Annotated in this window: 18 protein-coding genes and 4 pseudogenes; 15 read left to right on the top strand and 7 right to left on the bottom strand. The window is 43.5% G+C overall.

Annotated features, from left to right (window positions below; translation table 11 throughout):
- Positions 1-55 precede the first annotated feature (55 nt).
- The 3 genes from DYE66_RS08305 to DYE66_RS08295 all read right to left on the bottom strand — a co-directional run bounded on the left by DYE66_RS08305 (position 56) and on the right by DYE66_RS08295 (position 3,627).
- The gene (locus DYE66_RS08305) at positions 56-892 is read right to left on the bottom strand and encodes a sugar ABC transporter permease (protein ID WP_002997177.1); all 837 of its coding nucleotides are present in this window, start codon (positions 890-892) and stop codon (positions 56-58) included.
- The gene (locus tag DYE66_RS08300) at positions 892-2,253 is read right to left on the bottom strand and encodes a carbohydrate ABC transporter permease (RefSeq protein ID WP_002996523.1); all 1,362 of its coding nucleotides are present in this window, start codon (positions 2,251-2,253) and stop codon (positions 892-894) included. Before DYE66_RS08300 ends, DYE66_RS08305 begins: the two co-directional genes overlap by 1 nt.
- Positions 2,254-2,400: 147 nt before the next feature.
- Positions 2,401-3,627, bottom strand: coding sequence for an extracellular solute-binding protein (locus DYE66_RS08295; RefSeq protein ID WP_002996932.1), 1,227 nt, complete (start codon positions 3,625-3,627; stop codon positions 2,401-2,403).
- Between the two features lie 273 nt (positions 3,628-3,900).
- Between DYE66_RS08295 and DYE66_RS08290 the strand changes: the two genes are divergently transcribed.
- From DYE66_RS08290 to DYE66_RS08260, 7 genes are all read left to right on the top strand, one after another.
- Complete coding sequence (locus DYE66_RS08290) at positions 3,901-5,535, top strand: glycoside hydrolase family 13 protein (protein WP_115325113.1); 1,635 nt, start codon at positions 3,901-3,903, stop codon at positions 5,533-5,535.
- A gap of 229 nt (positions 5,536-5,764) precedes the next feature.
- Positions 5,765-6,784 carry a LacI family DNA-binding transcriptional regulator gene (locus DYE66_RS08285; protein WP_002997083.1) on the top strand — a complete coding sequence of 340 codons (1,020 nt, stop codon included), beginning with the start codon at positions 5,765-5,767 and terminating at the stop codon, positions 6,782-6,784.
- Positions 6,785-6,854: 70 nt separating this feature from the next.
- The gene (locus DYE66_RS08280; protein WP_002996635.1) at positions 6,855-7,289 is read left to right on the top strand and encodes a DUF7679 family protein; all 435 of its coding nucleotides are present in this window, start codon (positions 6,855-6,857) and stop codon (positions 7,287-7,289) included.
- A gap of 608 nt (positions 7,290-7,897) precedes the next feature.
- Complete coding sequence (gene pcrA, locus DYE66_RS08275; protein WP_002997099.1) at positions 7,898-10,192, top strand: DNA helicase PcrA; 2,295 nt, start codon at positions 7,898-7,900, stop codon at positions 10,190-10,192.
- A gap of 45 nt (positions 10,193-10,237) precedes the next feature.
- Complete coding sequence (locus DYE66_RS08270) at positions 10,238-10,996, top strand: Fic family protein (RefSeq protein ID WP_002996767.1); 759 nt, start codon at positions 10,238-10,240, stop codon at positions 10,994-10,996.
- Positions 10,997-11,130: 134 nt separating this feature from the next.
- Positions 11,131-11,352 carry a site-specific DNA-methyltransferase gene (locus DYE66_RS11140; protein WP_002997319.1) on the top strand — a complete coding sequence of 74 codons (222 nt, stop codon included), beginning with the start codon at positions 11,131-11,133 and terminating at the stop codon, positions 11,350-11,352.
- The gene (locus DYE66_RS08260; protein WP_002996589.1) at positions 11,303-12,007 is read left to right on the top strand and encodes a site-specific DNA-methyltransferase; all 705 of its coding nucleotides are present in this window, start codon (positions 11,303-11,305) and stop codon (positions 12,005-12,007) included. The genes DYE66_RS11140 and DYE66_RS08260 overlap by 50 nt, the downstream gene beginning before the upstream one ends.
- Here the strand turns inward: DYE66_RS08260 and DYE66_RS08255 are convergent.
- From DYE66_RS08255 to DYE66_RS11030, 4 genes and pseudogenes are all read right to left on the bottom strand, one after another.
- A pseudogene (locus tag DYE66_RS08255) lies at positions 11,994-12,161 on the bottom strand (transposase); the annotation flags it as partial. The gene DYE66_RS08260 and the pseudogene DYE66_RS08255 overlap by 14 nt on opposite strands.
- Positions 12,146-12,574 (bottom strand): annotated as a pseudogene (locus DYE66_RS11040) (tyrosine-type recombinase/integrase); the annotation flags it as partial. The pseudogenes DYE66_RS11040 and DYE66_RS08255, both read right to left, overlap by 16 nt.
- 693 nt (positions 12,575-13,267) lie before the next feature.
- Complete coding sequence (locus tag DYE66_RS08245; protein ID WP_002997401.1) at positions 13,268-14,053, bottom strand: nucleotidyltransferase domain-containing protein; 786 nt, start codon at positions 14,051-14,053, stop codon at positions 13,268-13,270.
- Positions 14,054-14,167: 114 nt separating this feature from the next.
- A pseudogene (locus DYE66_RS11030) lies at positions 14,168-14,311 on the bottom strand (IS30 family transposase); the annotation flags it as partial.
- A gap of 176 nt (positions 14,312-14,487) precedes the next feature.
- On the opposite strand from DYE66_RS11030, the pseudogene DYE66_RS08240 reads away from it, so the two are divergent.
- The 8 genes and pseudogenes from DYE66_RS08240 (at position 14,488) to DYE66_RS08205 (ending at position 21,795) form a co-directional block, all read left to right on the top strand.
- A pseudogene (locus DYE66_RS08240) lies at positions 14,488-15,352 on the top strand (IS982 family transposase).
- A gap of 215 nt (positions 15,353-15,567) precedes the next feature.
- A complete protein-coding gene (locus DYE66_RS08235; protein ID WP_002996504.1) occupies positions 15,568-16,848 on the top strand; it encodes an O-acetylhomoserine aminocarboxypropyltransferase/cysteine synthase family protein in 1,281 nt (426 codons plus the stop codon).
- A gap of 62 nt (positions 16,849-16,910) precedes the next feature.
- The gene (locus tag DYE66_RS08230; protein ID WP_002997224.1) at positions 16,911-17,648 is read left to right on the top strand and encodes a cyclase family protein; all 738 of its coding nucleotides are present in this window, start codon (positions 16,911-16,913) and stop codon (positions 17,646-17,648) included.
- Between the two features lie 231 nt (positions 17,649-17,879).
- Complete coding sequence (locus DYE66_RS08225) at positions 17,880-18,398, top strand: adenine phosphoribosyltransferase (RefSeq protein WP_002997263.1); 519 nt, start codon at positions 17,880-17,882, stop codon at positions 18,396-18,398.
- 103 nt (positions 18,399-18,501) lie between these two features.
- Positions 18,502-19,446 (top strand): homoserine O-succinyltransferase, encoded by a 945-nt coding sequence (locus DYE66_RS08220; RefSeq protein ID WP_002996641.1) that lies wholly within the window; start codon positions 18,502-18,504, stop codon positions 19,444-19,446.
- 9 nt (positions 19,447-19,455) lie between these two features.
- Positions 19,456-20,148 carry a DnaD domain-containing protein gene (locus DYE66_RS08215; RefSeq protein ID WP_002996676.1) on the top strand — a complete coding sequence of 231 codons (693 nt, stop codon included), beginning with the start codon at positions 19,456-19,458 and terminating at the stop codon, positions 20,146-20,148.
- A gap of 182 nt (positions 20,149-20,330) precedes the next feature.
- Positions 20,331-21,017, top strand: coding sequence for a tRNA (adenine(22)-N(1))-methyltransferase (locus DYE66_RS08210; protein WP_002997218.1), 687 nt, complete (start codon positions 20,331-20,333; stop codon positions 21,015-21,017).
- On the top strand, positions 21,007-21,795 hold the full coding sequence (locus DYE66_RS08205; protein WP_115325111.1) for a Nif3-like dinuclear metal center hexameric protein: 789 nt from the start codon (positions 21,007-21,009) through the stop codon (positions 21,793-21,795). The genes DYE66_RS08210 and DYE66_RS08205 overlap by 11 nt, the downstream gene beginning before the upstream one ends.
- Positions 21,796-21,799 lie beyond the last annotated feature (4 nt).

Raw genomic sequence — 21,799 nt, 5'->3', positions numbered from 1 at the left:
CATCACCTTCGTCAAGTTTCCTAAGATCTTTGAGGTACTTGACGGCTCTGTATCTTTATTTGACCGAACCGCTGGTAATCCCTTCCACGTAGTACTTTTGCATATACATGAAGAGGAGGGTGATTGGGATAGCGATAATCACGGAACCAGCAGCGAAGGCCTTGAACCATTCATTAATGGTATCTTGTTCCAACATGGCAAAGAGTCCGATAGCAACGGTGTATTTTTCGGTGGCATCGCCCAGGATAATCTTAGCAAAGATAAAGTCCATCCAAGGAGCGATAAAGGCAGTCAGAGCCGTATAGACAATGATAGGCTTAGACAGAGGCAGGGTTATCTTAAAGAAGATGTCCTTACGGGTTGCCCCATCAATCATAGCTGATTCATCCAAGGAATAAGGAATGGTATCGAAGAAACCTTTGGCGATGTAAAAGCCGAGGGCAGCTCCAGCTGAATAAACCAGTACCAGAGCGGCCAAGGTTTGCGTCAAATCAAGGGCCTTGAGGATGTAGTAGATGGCAATCATGGACATGAAGCCAGGGAACATATTAAGAACCAGGGCCAGTTTCAAGAAGCCATTGCGGTACTTGAATTTAATCCGACTGAGCGAATAGGCAATGGCCACCGTGATAAAGGTCGAAATGACACAGGAGAAGATGGCAACAACCAAAGTGTTCATGAACCATCTAGCAAAAGGAAAGGAATCATTGTTAAAGAGCTTGATATAGTTATCTAGCGTAAAAGTTTTTGGAATAATGTAGCTGACAAAGGCCGTCCCTTCGCCACGGAAGGAGGTCAAGACTACCCAAAAGATTGGGAAGAGCCAGACAATGGATAGGATTATCAGCAAAATATAGGTTAGACTTAAATTGATACGTTTTTTGGTTTTCATTATTTGACAGCCCCTTCCTTATAAGAACTTGTTCTTGTGTAGGTCAGCAAACTAAAGACAGCAGACAGGATGAAAATCAGGATACCAATAACGGAAGCTAGATTGTAGTCCTTGGCTGAAACAGTCAGCTTGTAGAGCCAGGTTACCAAGAGGTCGGTTGAACCCGCTTGATAGAAGTTAGGGTTATCTGGACCACCACCAGTCAGGAGGTAGATAACGTTGAAGTTATTGATATTACCGATGAACTGTTGGATAAGGGTAGGGGTCATAATAATCAGGATTTGTGGGAAGGTGATGCGTTTGAAAATTTGGAACTTGCTAGCCCCGTCAATTTCAGCCGCCTCCAATTGTTCCTGAGGCAGATTCATAATGATAGAAGTCGAAACCAGCATGGTATAAGGAATACCGACCCACATATTGACAATGATGATGGAAACCTTGGCCCAAGTTGGATTGGTCAAGAAAGGCAGGGGATGATTGGTCAAGCCAAAGTTCATCAAGAGCTCATTGAGCGGTCCGCCAGGTGCCAGGAGGTTCTTCATAATCAAAAGAGAAATGAAGATTGGCACGGCAATGGTGATGACGAAAATGGTCCGCCAGAGCTTCTTGAATTTCAGTCCCTTGGTGTTGATAATCAGGGCTAAAACAATCCCGAAGAAGAAGTTGGTGACGGTTGCAAAGACTGCCCAAATCAAGGTCCAGGTCAGGATTGGGAAGAAGGAACCTGCCATCCGGCCGGTCAGGACATTACCAAAGTTTGAGAAGCCCACCCAATGGAAGAGACTTCCAGGTGGGAGGTGGTTGTGGTCAAAGTTGGTAAAGGCCAGGCAGACCATATAAACCAGAGGGACAATGGTAAAGAGGAGCACTCCCAGAAGGGGAATGGACATCATGGTCATATGGAAACGACCATCAGCCAGGCTGGAAAAATCTTCCTTAAAGCTAGGAACCTTGAGCCCTTCAGATTTCATGACGTAAAGATTGCGGGCACTCTTTAGATTACACCAGTAGATGTAGGCAAAGACACAGCAGAAGACGATGGCAGCAATCCCAAAAATTAGGAGCAGCATGGAATTGTCTCCTTCAACGGTCTTGGTAATTTCAATCCCGTCGACTTTTTCGGTAACCGTCCCTTGGGTGTGGGTACCTAGGGTAATCAAGCCCTTAAAGGCCGGAATGACCTGTAGGACCAAGCTAATCAGAAAGACAATTTCTGAAAGGAGAAAAAGGAGTCCTTTAATAATCTGCTTATTAGCGAGATTGGGCGTTCCCATAATGATGGCAGACAGTTTAATGTCTAAGCCCCCCTTCTTGAGGGCCTCTCGCACAGGAACCTTTTCGTAGTAGTTAGAGTTGTTCATGTGTAACCTCCAAAAGGTAATGCAAACAATACCATCTGGTCAGGGGCTATCCATGACCAGTATGTTCATTTCTCTCAAGATAAGATAAGGAGGTTAGGATTCCTATCCCAACCTCCCGGTCATTTCTATTTAAGAAAGGTATGAGACTTATTTGGTTGCAGCCAAGTCTTCATCAAATTGTTTCAGTTTAGCCATGTAGTCAGCTGGAGCAATTTTACCAGAGTAAGGTCCGCTAAGCAGAGGAGCTGAAACATTCCAGAAGGTTGACATTTGGCTAATCTTAGGCATAACGACCGTGTAGTCGCTTGAGCTAGTCATGGTTGCCACAACCTTAGCCAATGGGTCAGACGTTACAGCACTTGAGGATTGAACTTGCTTGTTTGAAGGGACGATGCTACGAGTCTTGAATTGGTTGGCTTGACTATCTTTAGAAGTCAGGTAAGAAGCCAACTTGTAAGCAGCAGCGATACGTTTGGCATTACCCTTGGCAGGAGCTTGGTTAACGGCATAGAGTTTAACCCCCATGAAGGCCTTTTGTTGGACTTCTTGGTCACCGATTTTAACGGTTGGGTAAACAGCTACGCCCATCTTATCTTTGCCAAGTGCTTTAACTGCATCTGGGTAGTTCCAAGGACCAGTTTCGATGGCATCAACTGCGCCGTTACCGAATTTAGAAACAGCTTCATTGTCAGGAACATTAACAAAACCAGAATTGTTCTTTTGATCAGCCAGCCATTGCATAACCGCAACACCTTTTTCGTTTGCCCAATTGGTTCCCTTAGCATCTTCACCGTTAGCTCCGAAGAGGGTGTTACCGACTGATAACATCAGAGGTGCAACAGAATAAGCATTGACTTCGTTGAAGCTGTTACCAAATTTGGCCTTAGAGGTCATGGTTTCATAAGATTTTACATCTTCAGCAGATAATTTATTTTTATTATAGAGGAGAACTTGCGATTCAACTCCAAATGGGAAAGCATAGGTTTTGCCCTTATATTGGGCACCAGTTACGGCATTTTCAACATTGTTGGCCTTGACTTCCTTGACATACTTGTCAGGAATTGGTTGGATGATTTTGGCTTCTACCAGCTGACCCAGTTGGTCGTGAGGCATGGAGAAGACATCAGCAGCAGCGGCAGCATCTTTGGAAACAACCTCTTGTGCCTTAGAGTCATTGGACTCCTTGACTTCAATCTTAATGCCCTTATTATTCTTTTCAAATTCCTTGACGGTTGCCGAATAAGAATTTTTGGCACCGGTTGGAACCCAGAGCTTAAGGGTTGTGTCAGAAGACTTGTTACCAGAACAAGCTGCTAGAGTTGCAACAGATAGAAGAGCGACTCCACCTGCAACAATCTTTTTCCATTTTTTCATGTTTATTTCCTCCTAAAACATAAAAATTTAATTTACACTCTTATTATGAAATCGTTTGCAAAAAAAGTCAAGTATTTTTAGAAAAATTTTTAAATGATTTTACGGAAAAGTTAGTGGAAGCCTCTTAAAGAGGGTAGTTAGAGGCCTAGGGAGATTTTTACAAAGATTACAAATTTTCAATGCAATCGCTTGCAGAAACTCTTGCATTTTTGAAAAATAGGTGCTACATTAGAATCAAGTAAAACGCTTACAAAGTTATTTTGGAGGTAGGCTATGGCTGACAAGTGGTGGCAAGAGGCGACGATTTATCAAATTTATCCCCGTTCCTTTAAGGATAGTAATGGGGATGGCAAGGGAGATCTGCCAGGTATTCTTGAAAAACTTCCCTATCTAAAAGAACTGGGAATTGATGTGATTTGGATTAACCCTGTCTATGCCTCTCCAATGGTAGATAATGGCTATGATATTTCCGACTATTATGCTATCAATCCTGAATTTGGGACCTTGGATGATTTAAGGGAATTATTAAAACAGGCCCACGCACTAGGGTTAAAGGTTATCATGGATTTAGTGGTTAATCACACTTCGGACCAGCACCCTTGGTTTAAGGAAGCCAGAAAGTCTAAGGATAATCCTTACCGTGACTACTATCTTTGGCAAGCTGCCAGTCCTGATAAAATGCCCAATAATTGGAAGTCCTTTCAGGGGACTTCGGCTTGGACTTACGACGAGAAAACCCAAGAAGCCTATTTCCATATTTTTGATGCCAAACAACCCGACCTGAATTGGAAAAATCCCCGTCTACGCCAGGAAATCTATCAGATGATTGCCTACTGGTTAGACTTTGGCCTGGATGGTTTTCGCTTGGATGCCATCAGTCACCTTCAGAAAGAGCCCTGGGATTTTCAAATCAAATCTTGGGAAGGAGACGGCCCTTGGGCTCCCTTTATGAATGTCAAGGGAATCGAAAGCTATATGACTGAAATCAAGGCCATCTTTGATCACTATGGAGCCTTGAGTGTTGGCGAAGCCTCTGGTGTTACCAGTCAAGAGGCGCCAGCTTGGACCGATGCAGAAACTGGCTTTATGACCATGATTATTGAGTGGGAGCATAATCGTCGCACCCCAGATAATCAAGGTGATGTGGCAGGCCTAATTGCCGTTCTTAAGCGCTGGCAGGAGGACTTGAGCCAGCGAGGCTGGAATGCCCTCTATCTGGAAAATCATGATATTCCCCGAATTATTTCTGCCTTTGGGGATGCTAGCCAAGCTTGCGCAAAGGCTTTTGCTGTCGCCTATTTCCTCCTGAGAGGCACCCCCCTAATCTTTCAGGGGCAAGAGATAGGTATGACCAATGGCCTCTTTACCTCAGCAGACCAGATAGACTCAAGAAGTGTCAAGCTGACCTACCAGGACTTGCTGGCCCAGGGACTGAGTGAAAAGGAAGCCCTAGCTCAGGCTACCCAGTGGAGTCGAGATCACGCTCGCTTGCCCATGCAGTGGGATGCCAGCCCTCAAGCTGGCTTTACGACTGGTCAGCCTTGGATGGTGCTCAACAGCAATTACCAGACCAGAAATGTCCAGTCCCAAATGGCCCAAGAAGGCTCACTCTTTTATCTCTATAAGCGTTTGATTGCCCTTCGCCACCAGGAAGCTGTCATTAGCCGAGGGAGTTTTTCTGCTCTAGAGACAGGCCAAGACCGAGTTTTTGCCTACCAGAGGGAGCTGGATGACAAAGCTTATCTGATTTTAGTCAACCTAGCTCCGCAAAAGTTGACCCTAGACTTATCCAACCTGGACCTGGCAGAGTGGCAGGAGCTGGATTTGTTCAACCAACCTCTAATCTTGCAGGACCAGCTTGATTTAGATGCTTATGACTACCATGTCTATGTTCGTTCCAGAAAATAAGGGAATGTTCGGGAAAAACAGCTAGCCTCAGCTCCCTGGTTGAGCTTTTAGGTCACAAGTTGTACAATGGCGAAAAAGTCCCTTCTTTACTTCAGAGGGTCGATTTGAGATTAGCCCTAGCTGGTTTCTAGGACTAGCGGAAATAAAACAGGTTTAGAACAGCCTTACCTTAGGAGTAGGGGAGCCAGGTTGGGAGATTATCAGAAAGTTTTGAAAGGAGGCAAATATTATGGTAACCATCAAGGATGTAGCCGAACGAGCTGGTGTCAGTCCTTCTACGGTCAGCCGAACCCTGCAGGATAGCTCTGCCATTTCCCAAAAGACCAAGGACAGGGTTAATAAGGCCATGAAGGAACTGGGCTATGTTCCCAATATTGCTGCTAAGATGCTGGCCAGTAATGATAGCCAGGCCATCGGTTTGGTCTTTCCGCCCATCACCAAACAGGAGCGTCACAGTCAGCCCTTCAACATGGAAATCATGACGGTGATTAATCATGAAGCTAAGGAGAACAACTATACGGTATCGATTGCTGTAGGTCCTTCGGTCCAAGAGTTGGAGGAGCAAATCAAGCGAATGTACGCGGAAAAACGGGTGGACGGCTTTATCGTGCTTTATACCATGGCAGATGACCCCGTCCAGAAATTTCTTCTGGCCAATCAAATCCCCTTTGTCGTGCTGGGAACACCTGTTGATTATGAAAACGAAACCACCTATGTTGACAATGACAATAAGCTCATGGCCCGCACAGCTGTTGACCATTTGGTCCAAATGGGTCACCGCAATATTCTCTTTATCACAGATGACCTGACCAGCGAGGTCTACCTGGAGCGCTATATCGGCTACGGGATTGGCACTAGTTTAAATGATTTGCCCCGACACCCGTCCTTTTTATTTGATAAGTCGGATAGTAAGACTCTAGACAAGCTCTTGGATTATGTCCAGAGCCAGGCTATCAGCGCCTTGGTTGTTATCGATGATTTGACGGCCCTTAAGGTCATGGAATTTTTTAACCTCCACGGTTTGCGCGTGCCTGAGGACTTGTCCCTAGTGTCTTTCAATAATTCAGCCTATGCCCAGATTCTTCACCCCTATTTAACCTCCTTTGATATCAATATTAAAAATTTGGGGCGAATTGCCTTTGAGCGGGTTTGGGCTTTGGTTCAACAAAAGTCCAAGGTCAGGGCCAAGGTACTGGTTCCCTTTGACCTAAAAAAACGTGAAAGTGTCAAAAATATCCGAAAATCTTAAGCTAAAGCACCACCCTTGACTTAAAATTTTTGCTATAATGGCTCTAGTTTTAAGTGGGAGGAGAGAGCTCATGTCAAGACGAAAGAAGATATTTTATGTGCAAGTGGAATTTTTAAATGGCAAACGCTGGCATTATCAGCTTCCCCGTGACCTGCAAAAGCCCATGCGGATATATTTTCACGAGCATCCCAAGGACTGGAAAAATCTGCTCTACGGTGCTCTTATCAATGTTCCCACCGATGTCTATAAGGAGGCCAATAACTACCAGCCCCTCATGCATCTGGCCCGGGTTCGCAAGCTCTATTACCGCTATGAAGAGCAGTATTGGCGAACCAGGGGGCAGTTTTTGACCAGAGAAAATTGGCAGACAGCTGGTCTCAAGCACTTTCGCCAGAGCCTGCGCTTTCTCCGCCATGATTTTAACTGGCGAAACAAGATGACCATTTCTCTGGATTATTACCGCTGGCGGTTGCGCTACCGCAAATCTTTAGAAAAAATCGGCTAACAGGAGTTTCTTTAGTCTCATTTAAGTAAGAGTCGCTATACTATAGTCATCCTAAATAAACTTTTCTTTTTCATAATCTCCGAGGAGAGGTCCAGTTGAACTGGGCTTCTTCTTTTTTGTGATTAAGGAAATAGTACTCAATAAAAATCAAAATCTGAATTCTATACAAATAAGCTACATCATCTATTCGGGATTTTGATTTTTATTGCGTATAAGACTCTAACCTTGAATGATTTCATTAGCAAATTTCCCCCTCCAACTTTTTAGTAACCCAAGCGGATTTGTGTTATAATTTTAGGGCGAAATTGAAATGAACACGCCTAAAACTCTTTGGAAAAAGATAAAGCAGGCTTGGAGTCCGCTACTCCATCACCTGCTTTCCACCTCGCCTTTTCATTTTCAGGCTCGGGTTAAAAAGGCCTCCCATACCTTTCTAATCCATTGAGTTGCTTAACGGCTTTGCGATACGAAGCTAAAGCAAACTATAATATTGCTTTAGCGGAGTTAGTCAGGGACATAAAAAACGCTCTAGCGGTTTTTGTAGCAAGTCTAAATATCAATAATAGACTTGCTTTGTCCGTGAAATCTTACTTATAAGGAAAAATGTGATGAATCCTTTATTGAATGGAATGAACGACAAGCAAGCAGAAGCGGTCAGAACTACTCAGGGGCCGCTTTTGATTATGGCTGGGGCCGGTTCTGGTAAGACCCGAGTCCTGACCCATAGGATTGCCTATTTAATTGATGAAAAAATGGTTAATCCCTGGAATATTTTGGCCATTACCTTTACCAATAAGGCAGCCAGGGAAATGCGGGAGCGAGCCATGCTCCTCAATCCAGCCACCGAAGAAACCCTGATTGCCACCTTCCACTCCATGTGTGTGCGAATTTTACGACGGGAGGCCGACCATATCGGCTACGACCGCAATTTTACCATTGTCGATCCCGGTGAGCAACGCACCCTGATGAAACGGATTATCAAGGGTTTCAACATGGATTCTAAGAAGTGGAATGAGAGGGCTATTCTGGGCACCATTTCTAATGCCAAAAATGACCTGATTGATGAAGTGGCTTATGAGCAGCAGGCAGGGGATATGTACACCCAGATTGTGGCCAAGTGCTACAAGGCCTATCAGGAAGAACTTCGTCGCAGCGAGGCCATGGACTTTGATGACCTGATTATGCTGACTTTGCGGCTCTTTGACAGCAATCCTGATGTCCTAGCCTACTACCAACAGCGTTACCAGTATATCCATGTCGATGAGTATCAAGATACCAACCACGCCCAGTATCAGCTGGTTAAGCTTTTGGCTTCCCGTTTTAAGAATATTTGTGTTGTCGGTGATGCCGACCAATCCATCTACGGCTGGCGGGGGGCTGATATGCAGAATATCCTAGATTTTGAAAAGGATTATCCTGAAGCCAAGGTCGTTCTTCTGGAGGAAAATTATCGCTCTACCAAGAAGATTCTCCAAGCGGCCAACGATGTCATCAACAATAATCGCAACCGCAGACCCAAGAAACTCTGGACCCAAAATGATGAGGGACAAGAAATTGTTTATTATCAGGCTCATGATGAAAGGGATGAAGCTGTCTTTGTTGCCTCAACCATTGACCAAGAGGTCAGGGAAAATAGGCGTGATTTCAAGGACTTCGCTGTCCTCTATCGGACCAATGCCCAGTCGCGGACCATTGAAGAAGCCCTGCTCAAGTCCAACATCCCCTACACCATGGTCGGGGGCACCAAGTTCTACAGCCGTAAGGAAATTCGTGATGTCATTTCCTACCTCAATGTTATAGCCAATACCCATGACAATATCAGCTATGAGCGGATTGTCAATGAACCCAAGCGGGGTGTGGGACCAGGAACGCTGGAGAAAATTCGGACTTTTGCTCTAGAGCAGAATCTCAGCCTGCTGGAAGCTTCCGAGCAAATTATGCTTTCTCCTATCAAGGGCAAGGCTGCCCAAGCCGTCTGGGATTTGGCCAATAGTCTGCTCAATCTGCGGGCTGATTTGGACAACTATAGTCTGACCGAATTGGTTGAAGCGGTCTTGGACAAGACAGGCTATTTGGAGGCCCTCCAGGTGCAAAATACCTTGGAAAGTCAAGCACGAATTGAAAATATTGAAGAATTCCTGACCGTTACCAAGAATTTCGATGAGAACAAGGACGATGCCCCAGAAGATGAGGCTGGTCTGGACAAGCTTAGCCGTTTCCTCAATGACTTGGCTCTGATTGCTGATACCGATGATGGCGATGTTGAGTCGGCAGAAGTCACCCTCATGACCCTGCATGCCGCTAAGGGACTGGAATTCCCAGTTGTCTTTCTGATTGGTATGGAGGAAAATGTCTTCCCCCTCAGCCGAGCCGCCGAAGACCCCGATGAATTGGAAGAAGAGCGTCGCCTGGCCTATGTCGGCATCACTCGGGCAGAAGAAGTCCTCTACCTGACCAACGCCAACAGCCGGACCCTCTTTGGGAAATCCAACTACAACCGACCAACTCGCTTTATCAGGGAAATTTCTGATGACCTGCTGGACTACCAAGGTCTGGCAAGGCCGGCCAATAGCTCCTTTGCCGCTACCTATCGTGATAGCGGAGAGACTAAGTTTGGTCAAGGCATGAGTCTGGCCCAAGCCTTGCAGACCAGAAAGGCACAAGCAGCACCAAAATCCTTTGCGACTGCTCGGCCAGCCGTAGCCCAAGCCCAAGGGGCTGGTGCTTCTGATAAATCCGCTGTCGATTGGCAGATTGGTGATATTGCCCACCACCGCAAATGGGGAGATGGCACGGTGCTAGAAGTCTCAGGCACTGGCAAGACTCAGGAACTCAAAATCAAATTCCCAGAAGTCGGCCTCAAGAAGGTCCTGGCAAGCGTCGCTCCAATTGAGAAGAAGTAAACAAGGCTTCCATGTTATAATAGTCTCATGAGAGGAGGTGAGTTTATGGACTTAATTGCAAGATTAAAGTTGGAGAGAGAAGGCAAGCTTCATGGTGGCATTTATGATATTACCCAAAAGCGTTTTGCCTACAATTCCAACAAGATTGAAGGCAGTCGCTTAACGCAAGAACAGACCAATCTTATTTTTGAAACCCAGTCCATTGCCAATATCGGCCAGGAGGGAATCAAGCTTGATGACCTGATTGAAAGCACCAATCATTTCAAGTGTTTTGATTTCATTCTAGACTCACTGGAGCAGGAACTGACGCAAGACTATCTCAAGCAACTGCACAGTTTATTAAAATCTGGCACCAGTTCGCAAAACAATCCCCTGACCCCAGTTGGTCATTATAAGATTGTGGATAATGAAGTCGGTTCTATTGCGACGGTTTCCGCCCAACATACCGAAGAAGCTATGCTTTCTCTTTTGATTGGTTATCAATCTGACTCAAACAAATCTTTAGATCAAATTGCTCGCTTTCATGTTAGCTTTGAGCGCATTCATCCCTTTGCGGATGGCAATGGCCGAATCGGTCGACTTCTAGCCTTCAAAGAATGTTTGAAAAATGGTCTAGTTCCCTTTATCGCTTATGATAGCAATAAGCTCGCCTACTATGGGGCTCTAGCCAATGCCCAAGAAAAGGATGAATTCAGCCCTCTTTTCGCATATTTCCAAGAGGAGCAGGCCTTCTATGCCAATTGGCTCAAGACCAAGGGTTTTACAGGACCAATCAACGAGAAACTAAAATCAGATGAAATATAATAAGAGATGAACACCTGCAATAATGTAGGTGTTTTTGCATGGTGTAAATCAATTTTAGATTTGTTAGAATTAGGTGTTAATTAAAAATCCGAAGAGAGCTCTCTTCCATAAAAGGAGAAAGTATTTCCAAAGTTATGAAGAAAGAACTTGAGCAATTATTGTCACAAAATGATGAATTTTTAGTCGAAGGGCGATTGAATAAGAACAAACTAGCGGACCTAGCTCGAAAATATGATTCTGGCCTTATCAATACTCTTATGACTGATCCGAAAATTTCAGAACACTTCTTCTCGAAAATCCAAAAGGGTGTACTTGTTTTCAAAAAAAGATACTTTTCTGCAGTTTTTGAACAATAAAGAATTTCTTCCAGATAGTTTTACGGCTTATAAAACAAAAATCGGCTTGGCGACAGGTGATAATAAGTACCTATCTGAGAATAATGCGGTGGTTCTAAATTTCCCTTACAAAGATTGTATTTTGGAAGGTGGACAAGATAAGGAAGACGCCAAACGTCAAGAAGTCTTCTTCAACGAAACTCTGGCACCGACTGAAATCAACCGACTCTTAGACGATAAAGTCCTGACCAACTTTAAACGCTTTGACCAAAATGGTGAACATGAGGTTGAAGAACTGAAAGACACAGACAACCTCATCATCAAAGGCAATAATCTCATCGCTCTCCATAGTCTCAAGAAACGCTTTGCTGGGAAAGTGAAGTTGATTTATATTGATGTTCCCTATAATACAGGTTCAGATAGTTTTAATCACTCTACATGGTTGACTTTTATGAAAAATCGACTGATGGTTGCCCGAGAATTATTATCCAAGGAAGGAGTAATTTTTGTACATTTGGATGATAATGAAGTAAAGTATCTTGGCGTACTTTTAGATGAAATTTTTGGAAGAGAAAACTTTATTGAGCTTGTAACTGTCGTTAATAATCCTCGTGGTCGTGATTATGGTGGAATTGCTAATATGCATGAGTTTACCCGTGGTGCTAGTTATACTTAAAATATCCCAAGTTATAGGTTAGTACAATCTGTTCCAGCATTAGTTGAAGCCCAGCTAAGCCTCTGGCTAATGTTTGTTCAATTCCAAATAAGCGACAGAGTTCAGAGAAACGTGTTTCAATGGTTCTACGCATAGCTAATAACTCCCAATGACTTTTGTGTGAGTGAGAAGAATCAAAATAACTTGTTTATTTTGATTCAGAAAATCAATAGAATAGTTACCAAAGAGAGGTAAAATATGTTTTCGAAAAACAATTTCTGTCCTATTAACAGTTGTTTGCAATGGTGGTCTGCTGGTTGAAGTAGTTTGCCCTGCTTTATAGGATTCTCACCAAATATTATGATAGAAGTCTGAAAACAGAATAGCACCTCTTGCTTGCTTCTAGTGGAGCTGATTCGCCATTAAGACTTTGATTGATTTTGTTTTGTAATTCAAATTCGTATTTTTTGCTTCACTCCTAAGTTTGAAACGTTTTTCAATCACTTTCTTATTAATTTCTAGTGAAGATCTTGCTTCTTCTGGAATATAGATGCGTAATCGATAAGTTCCATTTTTTGTATTTGTAATTGATACTCAATAAAAATCAAAAATGGCCAAGGCAACGAACTGCAGACAGTACTTGGGTACGGCAAAGTGAGTTAACGATGGATAGTTTTGATTTTTGAAGAGTATGACATAGTATTCTCCTTTTGAATTGAGCTAGAAAAATACCGTGATTTTATGATAGAGAAATCACGGTAAATATACTACTGATTTTTTAGCCAACGATTAACATCGTTTTCGTCAAATCTGATAGATAGTTTATTTCTAATTCTGAGCTAATTCTGATAGTTGGTAACCCTTTTTTAATCCAAGAGTCAAGTGTGTTATTAGAAATTCTTAAGCACTTACAGGTTTGTTGCTTATTTAAAAATGGAGTTCTAATGAAAAAACTAGAAAAAATATGGGAGCAAGGTTTTAAAATGAGTCATCAAAGCCATTTTTTTATAGAGTATACGAAACACTAAGGAATTAAAGTCAATCGTAAAGAGATAGTTGTTTACTTTATCAACTATCTCTTTATACAAATATACATTTATTATACATTTATTAGACAAGCTCATCTTGAAATTTATAAATACATTCATTAAGATTTGTGCCATAAAACTAAACAGTTACAACCCGCTTTGAATTATCAGTCTTACTTAGAGTTTAAAAAGCGATATCATTAATCACTTTTCTTAACTTTCTGTTTCACCTTCGAGAGACAGATCAGTAGAGTCAATTATTATGTAGCAATAGTGTTAATTCATTGAGTATATCATTGAGCATATCCTGAATTTCATTGGGATGGCCAGTTGCCCCATAAATTAATCTTTTTATATTCTTTTGAAAATGTCTAGGTAAATACTGTGCATTTTGTTCTGCATAGTCTATCATTCGTTTTTCACCTGGATGGGTCAGCATATTAAGTGCAAATATTAAATCAAAGTAAGTTTCTAAAAACGCTGTAACTCTATGATTAAAGCTAACAATATCTTTACGCATGGCTGCTTTGATAATTTGCTTATCGTAGGATGGAAGATAACCAGTTAGTAAGTTCATATGGTGACTGAGGATAGTCTGTTTTAGTTTTTGTGGATAGTCAATATCAAATCTGTTAACAATACATTTTAGCTTATCACTGGAATCATAAAGAATTTTTGAGTTCAGAACATTATGCCATAAACAGGTGGTATATGCGTTTTGGATTTTGCATTTTTCAACAACATCTACTAGCTCATTTCTTATCTGATTAATATCTCTATAGAGGATGTCAATGTCTTGGCCAGACATTAAAGTGCAATCGTCTTCAAGTTCCCAAAAATGATTCCCTACTTCTATGTGCGAGCAGAATCTTTTTAATATGGTTAATCGTGTGGCTTCGTCAGGAATTGATGAACAGTAAATGTAAAGATCATAGTCAGATGTTTCATCATAATTATCAGTTGCTCGAGAGCCACCTAGAGCGATTGCTTCAACCTCTGGGATTTTTGAAAATTCTTGCCAAAGAGATGTAAATTCCATGTTGTGCTCCTTCCGTAAAGGTAGACTTCTAATCGGATTATATCATAATAAGCTAAATCCTCAAAGTAAGTTCCGTAAAAGTGGAAGTTAGTATAAGACTTTTAGTGCTTTTTCTTAAACTTTATCCCTGAGCAGTTTAGGAGATTGAACAATTTCTTGAGCCTGAATTGCCCTAATTCCAAGTAGGCTTGCGGTATCTTCCTCGTAAGTGAAGGTAAAGATTTCGTAAGCGATCTTACCGTTAATAGCAGACCTCTTGTGTCAGGTTATCAGAAGACGTTTCAGACTAACTTCCAGATTTTGGACCAAAACGAAACTTGCTTTGAAATGTAACAATATCATAATATTATACCCGAGGTGCTAGTTAAAAAGTTACGAAAAAAGCCCAATTGGACTATACTGTAAGTGCAAAAATCAAACAGGAGGTTGTCCAAATGAGCCACTTACAGTGTACCGCTAATTGTCATCACTTACAATACAAGGTGAAGCCATTGTCCAAAATTTGTCATTGGTTCTATCAAAACTATTGTCCAGAAGCTATTAAGCACCGACATAATGTCAAATTAGCTCATGTCTCCGATGAGTCCCTCTTAACCTTACTTGTCCTACAAGCAGAACTGGGAATTAAGTCACAACGTCACTTTTACCAGATGTGTCATCTATTTTGCTTGGGAAAGAGACTCGAAAGAAGTCGCTTCAATCGTCGATCCCAAAATCTGATTTGGCTCATTCAGTTGATTCGACAAGGCCTGAACCAACAAATACCAGCAGAGTCCATTGTCATTATTGATAGCTTTCCCTTGCCTCTTTGTCAACCCGTTCGCAATCATAGGGTCAAAATCCTCAATGGGTTAGCGGATATTGGCTACAATGCTTCCAAGCAGATGTGGTTTTATGGCTTTAAAGTTCACATGTTAGTGACTTTATCGGGCTATATTTTGAACTATGTTGTCACGCCAGCCTCTGTTCATGATATCAGAGCTGTTGATGAATTACTTGAAAACTGTAGGCAACCGTTTATTCTAGGAGATTTAGGTTACCTTAGTCAGTCCCTTAAAGAGGAACTAAACAAGAGGGGCTATCACTTATGGACACCTTGGCGACAAAATATGCAGGGTTCAACTGAACACAACAACTGGAAGTTACTAGCCATGCGTAGAACCATTGAGACACGCTTTTTCCGAGCTCTGTAGTTTGTTTGGAATCGAGCATACATTAGCCAGAGGTCTAGCTGGGATTCAGCTAATGCTAGAACAAATTATACTAACCTATAATCTGAGCTATTTTATTGTGAACTAGCACCACGGGTAGCCTGTGTCTCTTTTATCAGTACCAATATGTTACTCCAAACTCTGCCCCAGTGGCGGAGTTTTTTCATATAATCCATTTTTCCTGTGTCTGGATTCTCCAAAGAGCTATAGTCCCTACCTATAACCCTTTCGCTTAGATAACTATTGGTCTGAAAATAGTTTTGGGTGTAAAATAATACTAATTTATCGAATAGGAGAGATTTTATGACCCAAGATTATTCCTTTGAAACCCTGCAGCTTCATGCTGGTCAGCCCATCGACTCGGATACCAAGTCGCGAGCTGTGCCCATTTACCAGACAACCTCTTATGTCTTTGACGATGCTCAAGCAGCTGAGGACATCTTTGCCCTGAGACAACCAGCTAATATCTACTCCCGCATCACCAATCCGACGGTGGCTGTTTTTGAAGACCGCATGGCGGCCCTTGAGAAGGGCGTGGGAGCAGTAGCAACAGCATCGGGTATGGCCGCTATCACCTACAGCATCTTGGCCTTGGCCCATGCTGGGGATCACGTGGTTGCCGCCACCACCCTCTACGGAGGCACCTTCAACTTGCTCAAAGAAACCCTCCCTCGCTACGGGATTACAACAAGCTTTGTCAATGTCGATAATCTAGATGAAGTCGCAGCGGCCCTCCAGGACAATACCAAGTTGGTCCTGATTGAGACCCTAGGCAACCCGCTTATTAATATCCCTGATATTGAAGCTGTGGCGAAAATTGCTCATAATCACAAGATTCCTCTGGTTATTGATAATACCTTTGCGACTCCATATTTGATTAATGTTTTTGAACATGGGGCTGACATCGCTGTTCATTCGGCTACAAAGTTTATTGGTGGTCACGGAACCTCTATCGGGGGTGTTATTGTTGATAGTGGTCGCTTTGATTGGGAGGCTTCTGGCAAGTTCCCCCAATTTGTTGAGGAGGATCCTTCCTACCACAACCTTAGTTATACCAGAGATATTGGAGCGGCAGCCTTTGTGACAGCCGTTCGGACCCAGCTTTTGCGTGACCTCGGCGCTTGTTTGTCGCCTTTCAATGCCTTCTTGCTTCTCCAAGGCCTAGAAACCCTCTCCTTGCGGGTTGACCGTCATTTGGAAAACACCAAGAAGATTGTGGATTTCTTGGAAAATCATCCCAAGGTTGAGAAGGTCAATTATCCTGGCCTGCCATCCAGTCCCTATTACGACTTGGCGAAAAAATATCTGCCTAAGGGAGCAGGCTCTATCTTTACCTTCCATGTCAAGGGAGGCAGTAAGGAAGCTAGAGCAGTTATTGATAGCTTAGAAATTTTCTCCGACTTGGCCAATGTGGCCGATGCCAAATCTCTGGTAGTCCACCCAGCGACAACCACCCACGGACAACTATCTGAGGAAGACTTGGTAGCTTGCGGTATTAGTCAAAATCAAATCCGCCTGTCTATCGGCTTGGAAAACGGCAATGACTTAATTGCCGATTTGAGTCAAGCTTTGGAAAAAATTTAACTCAGTCCTTTGATAAAATCTAGGTCAGCTCTTCAATAAGTCTTAAGTTTGGAGGTATTTATATGGTCAGTTTACAAGAAGCTTTTCAAGCCTTTAAGAAGGCCAAATTAGTCGATTTAACCCATCAAATTTCTGAAACCAGTCCCCACTTTCCTGCCTTGCCGGCTCTGGAGAAGAAGGATATCTTTACCCTCAAGGACGGTTTTCATGTCCAACAATTCACCGTTGTTGGCCAGTACGGGACTCATATTGATGCCCCCATTCATTTTGTCCAAGGAGGCAAGTGGCTAGATGAGCTCCCTCTAGAAGAACTTTTTCTCCCCCTCTATGTCATTGATTTATCAGAAAAAGTTGCCCAAAATCCTAATCTTGAATTAAGTGTAGCCGATATTCTAGCATTTGAAGAGCAACATGGCCAGATTGAAGCTGGGGCCTTTGTCGCCTTCCGCAGTGATTGGTCCAAGAGATGGCCCGACCAGGACGCTATCAGAAATCTCAATGCCCAAGGCACTCAGGAAACCCCAGGCTGGAGTCGGGAAGCTATCGAATTTCTGATTAAGGAAAGAGCTGTTAAGGCTCTGGGGCATGAAACCCTGGATACGGATAGCGGTCAGACCGCTGCCAAAAATGGAGCCCTGCTTAACGAATACTATTTACTGGAGCAAGGGATCTACCAACTAGAGGTCATGGCCAATTTGGACCAGGTTCCAGCCACAGGCAGTTTCATCGCCATCGCCTATCCTCATTGGGAAAAGGCGACAGGCTCGCCCGTTCGGGCAGTGGCCTATGTCCAAGAATAAAAGTGCCCTCTAAAAGAGCTAGTGCGCCTGAGGCTAGCCAATAACCGTCTAATCATTTTTAAAGGGAGGAGCACCTCTCTTTTTCTTATGGTCCTCTTTTTTGATTGCCGGTCAATTCTCTTTCGTATCTACCCCCTGCAATTTTTCAATAAGTCCTGTCCGCCTTTCTTGGGGATTTGTGCTATAATGAACTGTAAAACATTTTGGCAGAAAGCTGATAGAAAGAACATTATGGATTTAAAAAACTACATTGCTTCAATTGAAAATTACCCTAAAGAAGGCATTACCTTTCGTGACATCAGCCCCTTGATGGCAGACGGTCCAGCTTACAGCTATGCGGTTCGTGAAATTGTTCAATACGCTAGCGACAAGAAGATTGATATGGTCGTTGGACCAGAAGCCCGTGGCTTCATTGTTGGTTGTCCAGTTGCCTATGAATTGGGGATTGGTTTTGCACCTGTTCGTAAGCCTGGAAAATTGCCTCGCGAAGTTATATCCGCTGACTATGAAAAGGAATATGGGATTGACACTTTAACCATGCATGCCGATGCTATTAAGCCTAGTCAAAGGGTTCTGATTGTCGATGACCTCCTGGCAACGGGTGGTACGGTTAAGGCTACTATCGAGATGGTTGAACGTCTGGGTGGTGTCGTTGCCGGCTGTGCCTTCTTGATTGAGTTGGATGGTCTTGATGGTCGCAAGGCTATCGAAGGTTACGATACAAAGATTTTGATGAACTTCCCTGGTTGAGCTATAGAGAGTAGTTATAGCCCAGCCTAGTAAAGTTCTATTTGAAATGCCTATCCCCATGTTTTATAATAGAGGTAATCTATTATAGAATGGGGATATTTTCATGCCAATTACCCTCAATAAAAAATTGCCTGCCGTTGATATTTTAAAGAATGAAAATATCTTCGTCATGGACGATATCAGAGCCAGGGGGCAGGATATTCGGCCAATTAAGGTCTTGATTCTCAATCTCATGCCGACCAAGGAGGCCACAGAGACCCAGCTTTTGCGCTACCTGTCTAACACCCCGCTGCAAATTAAATTGGACTTTATCTATACCGCCAGTCATCAGTCCAAAAATACCAAGGCTGAGTATTTGGAGACCTTTTACAAGACCTTTGAAGAAATTAAGGGGGATTACTTTGATGGCTTAATCATTACGGGGGCACCCGTAGAAACCCTGCCCTTTGAAAAGGTTGACTACTGGCAGGAGCTCTGTCAGATTTTTGATTGGGCCAAGCATCATGTCTACTCAACCCTGCACTTGTGTTGGGGGGCTCAGGCAGGGCTCTATTACCGCTATAGGGTGGAGAAGTTGTTGATGGACTACAAATTGTCCGGAATCTATGAGCAAGATGTGGTGGAGCATTTTTCACCGCTCATGCGGGGTTTTGATGATAGCTTCCTATCGCCTCATTCCCGCCATACCCAGGTTACAGAAGAACAGGTCCGCTCAAAAACCAATCTGCAAATCTTAGCTAAGGGAGATGAGGTTGGCCTGTCTATCCTAGCCAGCCGGGATTTGCGAGAAATCTATAGTTTTGGGCATCTGGAATATGACCGCGATACCCTGAAACGAGAATATCAAAGAGACCTTAAGGCCCATAAGGGGCCCAAGCGTCCTGTCAATTATTTCCCTCAGGGACAGGCTGACCAGCAGCCCAAGCTTCGGTGGAGTTTGGCAGCCTCGACCTTTTTTACCAATTGGCTTAATTACGCTGTCTACCAAGAAACACCTTATTGCCTGGAAGATTTGGAAGAAAGAGACAGCCTATATGGCTATTTATAAAGAGAAACTATGACTTTTTTAGACAATTATCAAAAGGGCAACTTGGTTTTGCCAGCTAGCCTACTCTTTCATTTTAAGGAAATCTTTGCGACCGCTGATGACTATCTGGTCTGGCAATTTTTCTACCTACAAAATACAACTAAAGTAGATGAAATGCCCTCCAGCCGAGTGGCTGATGCCTTAGGAAAGACCGTGGCAGAGGTCAACCAAGCCATTTCTAACCTGACCAATCAGGAGCTTCTAGTCATGAAGACCATTGAATTGGACGGAGAGACGGATATTATCTTTGATGCCAGTCCGGTGCTCCAGCATTTGGATGACCTGCTGGGACATGGAAATCAAGGGAGCCAAGCTCCGACGGCTCCGCTGGATAATGCCAATGATTTGCAAAGCCTCATCAATGATTTTGAAAAATCGGGCTGGATGCTAACACCGTTTGAATTGGAGGACTTGCAAAAGTATGTCCGAGAAGATGATGTTAGCCCTGATTTGATTCGTGAGGCCCTTAAGGAAAGTATTTTCAACAGCAAGCGCAACTGGAAATACTTGACGGCCATTCTGAGGCGGTGGACCAGGGATGGTATCACTACCGTTCGGCAGATTGAAGAACGCCGCCAAGAGCGCGATCAAGCCAACCCCAGTAAGGTTCAAGTTTCAGATGATTTTCTTAATGCCATGAACCTCTGGAATGAGCGAGAATAAACTATCAAGAAAGGTCCGAGCCAATCATGTGCTCAGGCCTTTTTGCAATTTGGAGTCACTTGCTTGTCATTAGCTCTGAGAAATTGGCTGCGCCCCCAAGCTAGGAAGTAACTGATGTTTCTGACCTTTTCAAGCAAAAAAACGGCAGGCAAGGCTTGATTTTTTCTGCTATAATAAGGCCTATGGAAACAAATATTTCACAACGTCTCTTGGATGTGGCGGACTTTATCCCCCAGGGGGTCAAACTCTTAGATGTCGGTAGCGACCATGGCTACCTGCCAATTTATCTTTTACAGGCAGGGTTGATTAGCTCGGCCATTGCTGGTGAAGTGGTTCAAGGTCCCTATCAGTCTGCCCTTGCTAATGTGGCAGAAGCTGGTCTGGATAAGCAGATTCAGGTTCGTCTGGCTGATGGTTTAGAGGCCTTGGAGCCTAGTGATGGGGTGACCACCCTTGCCATCTGTGGGATGGGAGGACGACTGATTGCCGATATTTTGGCAGCAGGTGAAGACAAATTATCAGGTCTGGAGCGCTTGGTGCTCCAACCCAATAATCGTGAGGATGATGTTCGAGCTTGGCTATCTGACCACGGCTTTAGAATTAAGGCCGAAAAGGTCATGAGCGAAAAAGGAAAATTCTATGAAATCATTGTCGCCCAGCCTGGACAGGAAATTCTCAATGATTTTCAGCAACGCTTTGGTCCCCGCCACCTAGAAGTGAAATCTCCTGGTTTCATGGCCAAATGGCAAAGGGAACTGGGAAAATTAGAAGGAGCTCTGAGCAAGATTCCCCAAGATAACCAGGGGGACCGGCAGGCTCTAGAGCAAAGAATTCAAGCTATCAAGGAGGCTATCAAGGATGAAGGCTAGAGAATTTATTGACAAATATGAAAGTTATTGTCCCCAGGAGCTCTCCATGGAGGGAGATATTTCTGGACTTCAAGTTGGCAGTCTAGACAAGGTCATTAAGAAGGTCATGGTGACCCTGGATGTTCGGGAAAATATGGTAGCAGAGGCTATAAAAAATGGAGTGGATCTCATCATCACCAAGCACGCTCTAATTTTTCGTCCCCTCAAGGATTTGACCAGTAGTCCACGAACAGATATTCTTTTGGAGCTAGTCAAACATGATATTGCTGTCTATGTCAGCCATACTAATATTGACATTGTCCCTGATGGCCTCAATGACTGGTTCTGTGACCTTTTGGCCATTGAAGATAGAGAAATTTTGACGCCAACAACCGATGGCTATGGCATTGGCCGAGTGGGAAATATTAGACCCCAAAGTTTGGAAGATTTAGCGTTGAACGTTAAGTCGGTTTTTGGTCTAGACAGCATCAGGCTGGTGCGTTACGATGGAGCTAATCCAACCATTAGTCGGGTTGCTATCTGCGGTGGTAGTGGTCAAAGTTTCTACCAGGATGCCCTAGCTAAAGGGGCTCAGGTCTATATCACGGGAGATATATATTACCACACAGCTCAGGATATGCTGACAGATGGCCTTCTGGCCCTTGACCCCGGTCACTATATCGAAGTCCTTTTTATTGAAAAACTCGTGGAGAAGATGACTGCCTGGAAGTTAGAAGCAGGCTGGGATGTAGAAATTATCCCTAGTCAGGCTTCCACCAATCCTTTTAGTCATCGCTAGGAGA

Source organism: Streptococcus downei MFe28 (assembly GCF_900459175.1).
GTDB classification, from domain to species: Bacteria; Bacillota; Bacilli; order Lactobacillales; family Streptococcaceae; genus Streptococcus; species Streptococcus downei.
Note: the sequence above shows the minus strand (reverse complement) of the source record. Positions and strands in the feature narration are given on the sequence as shown.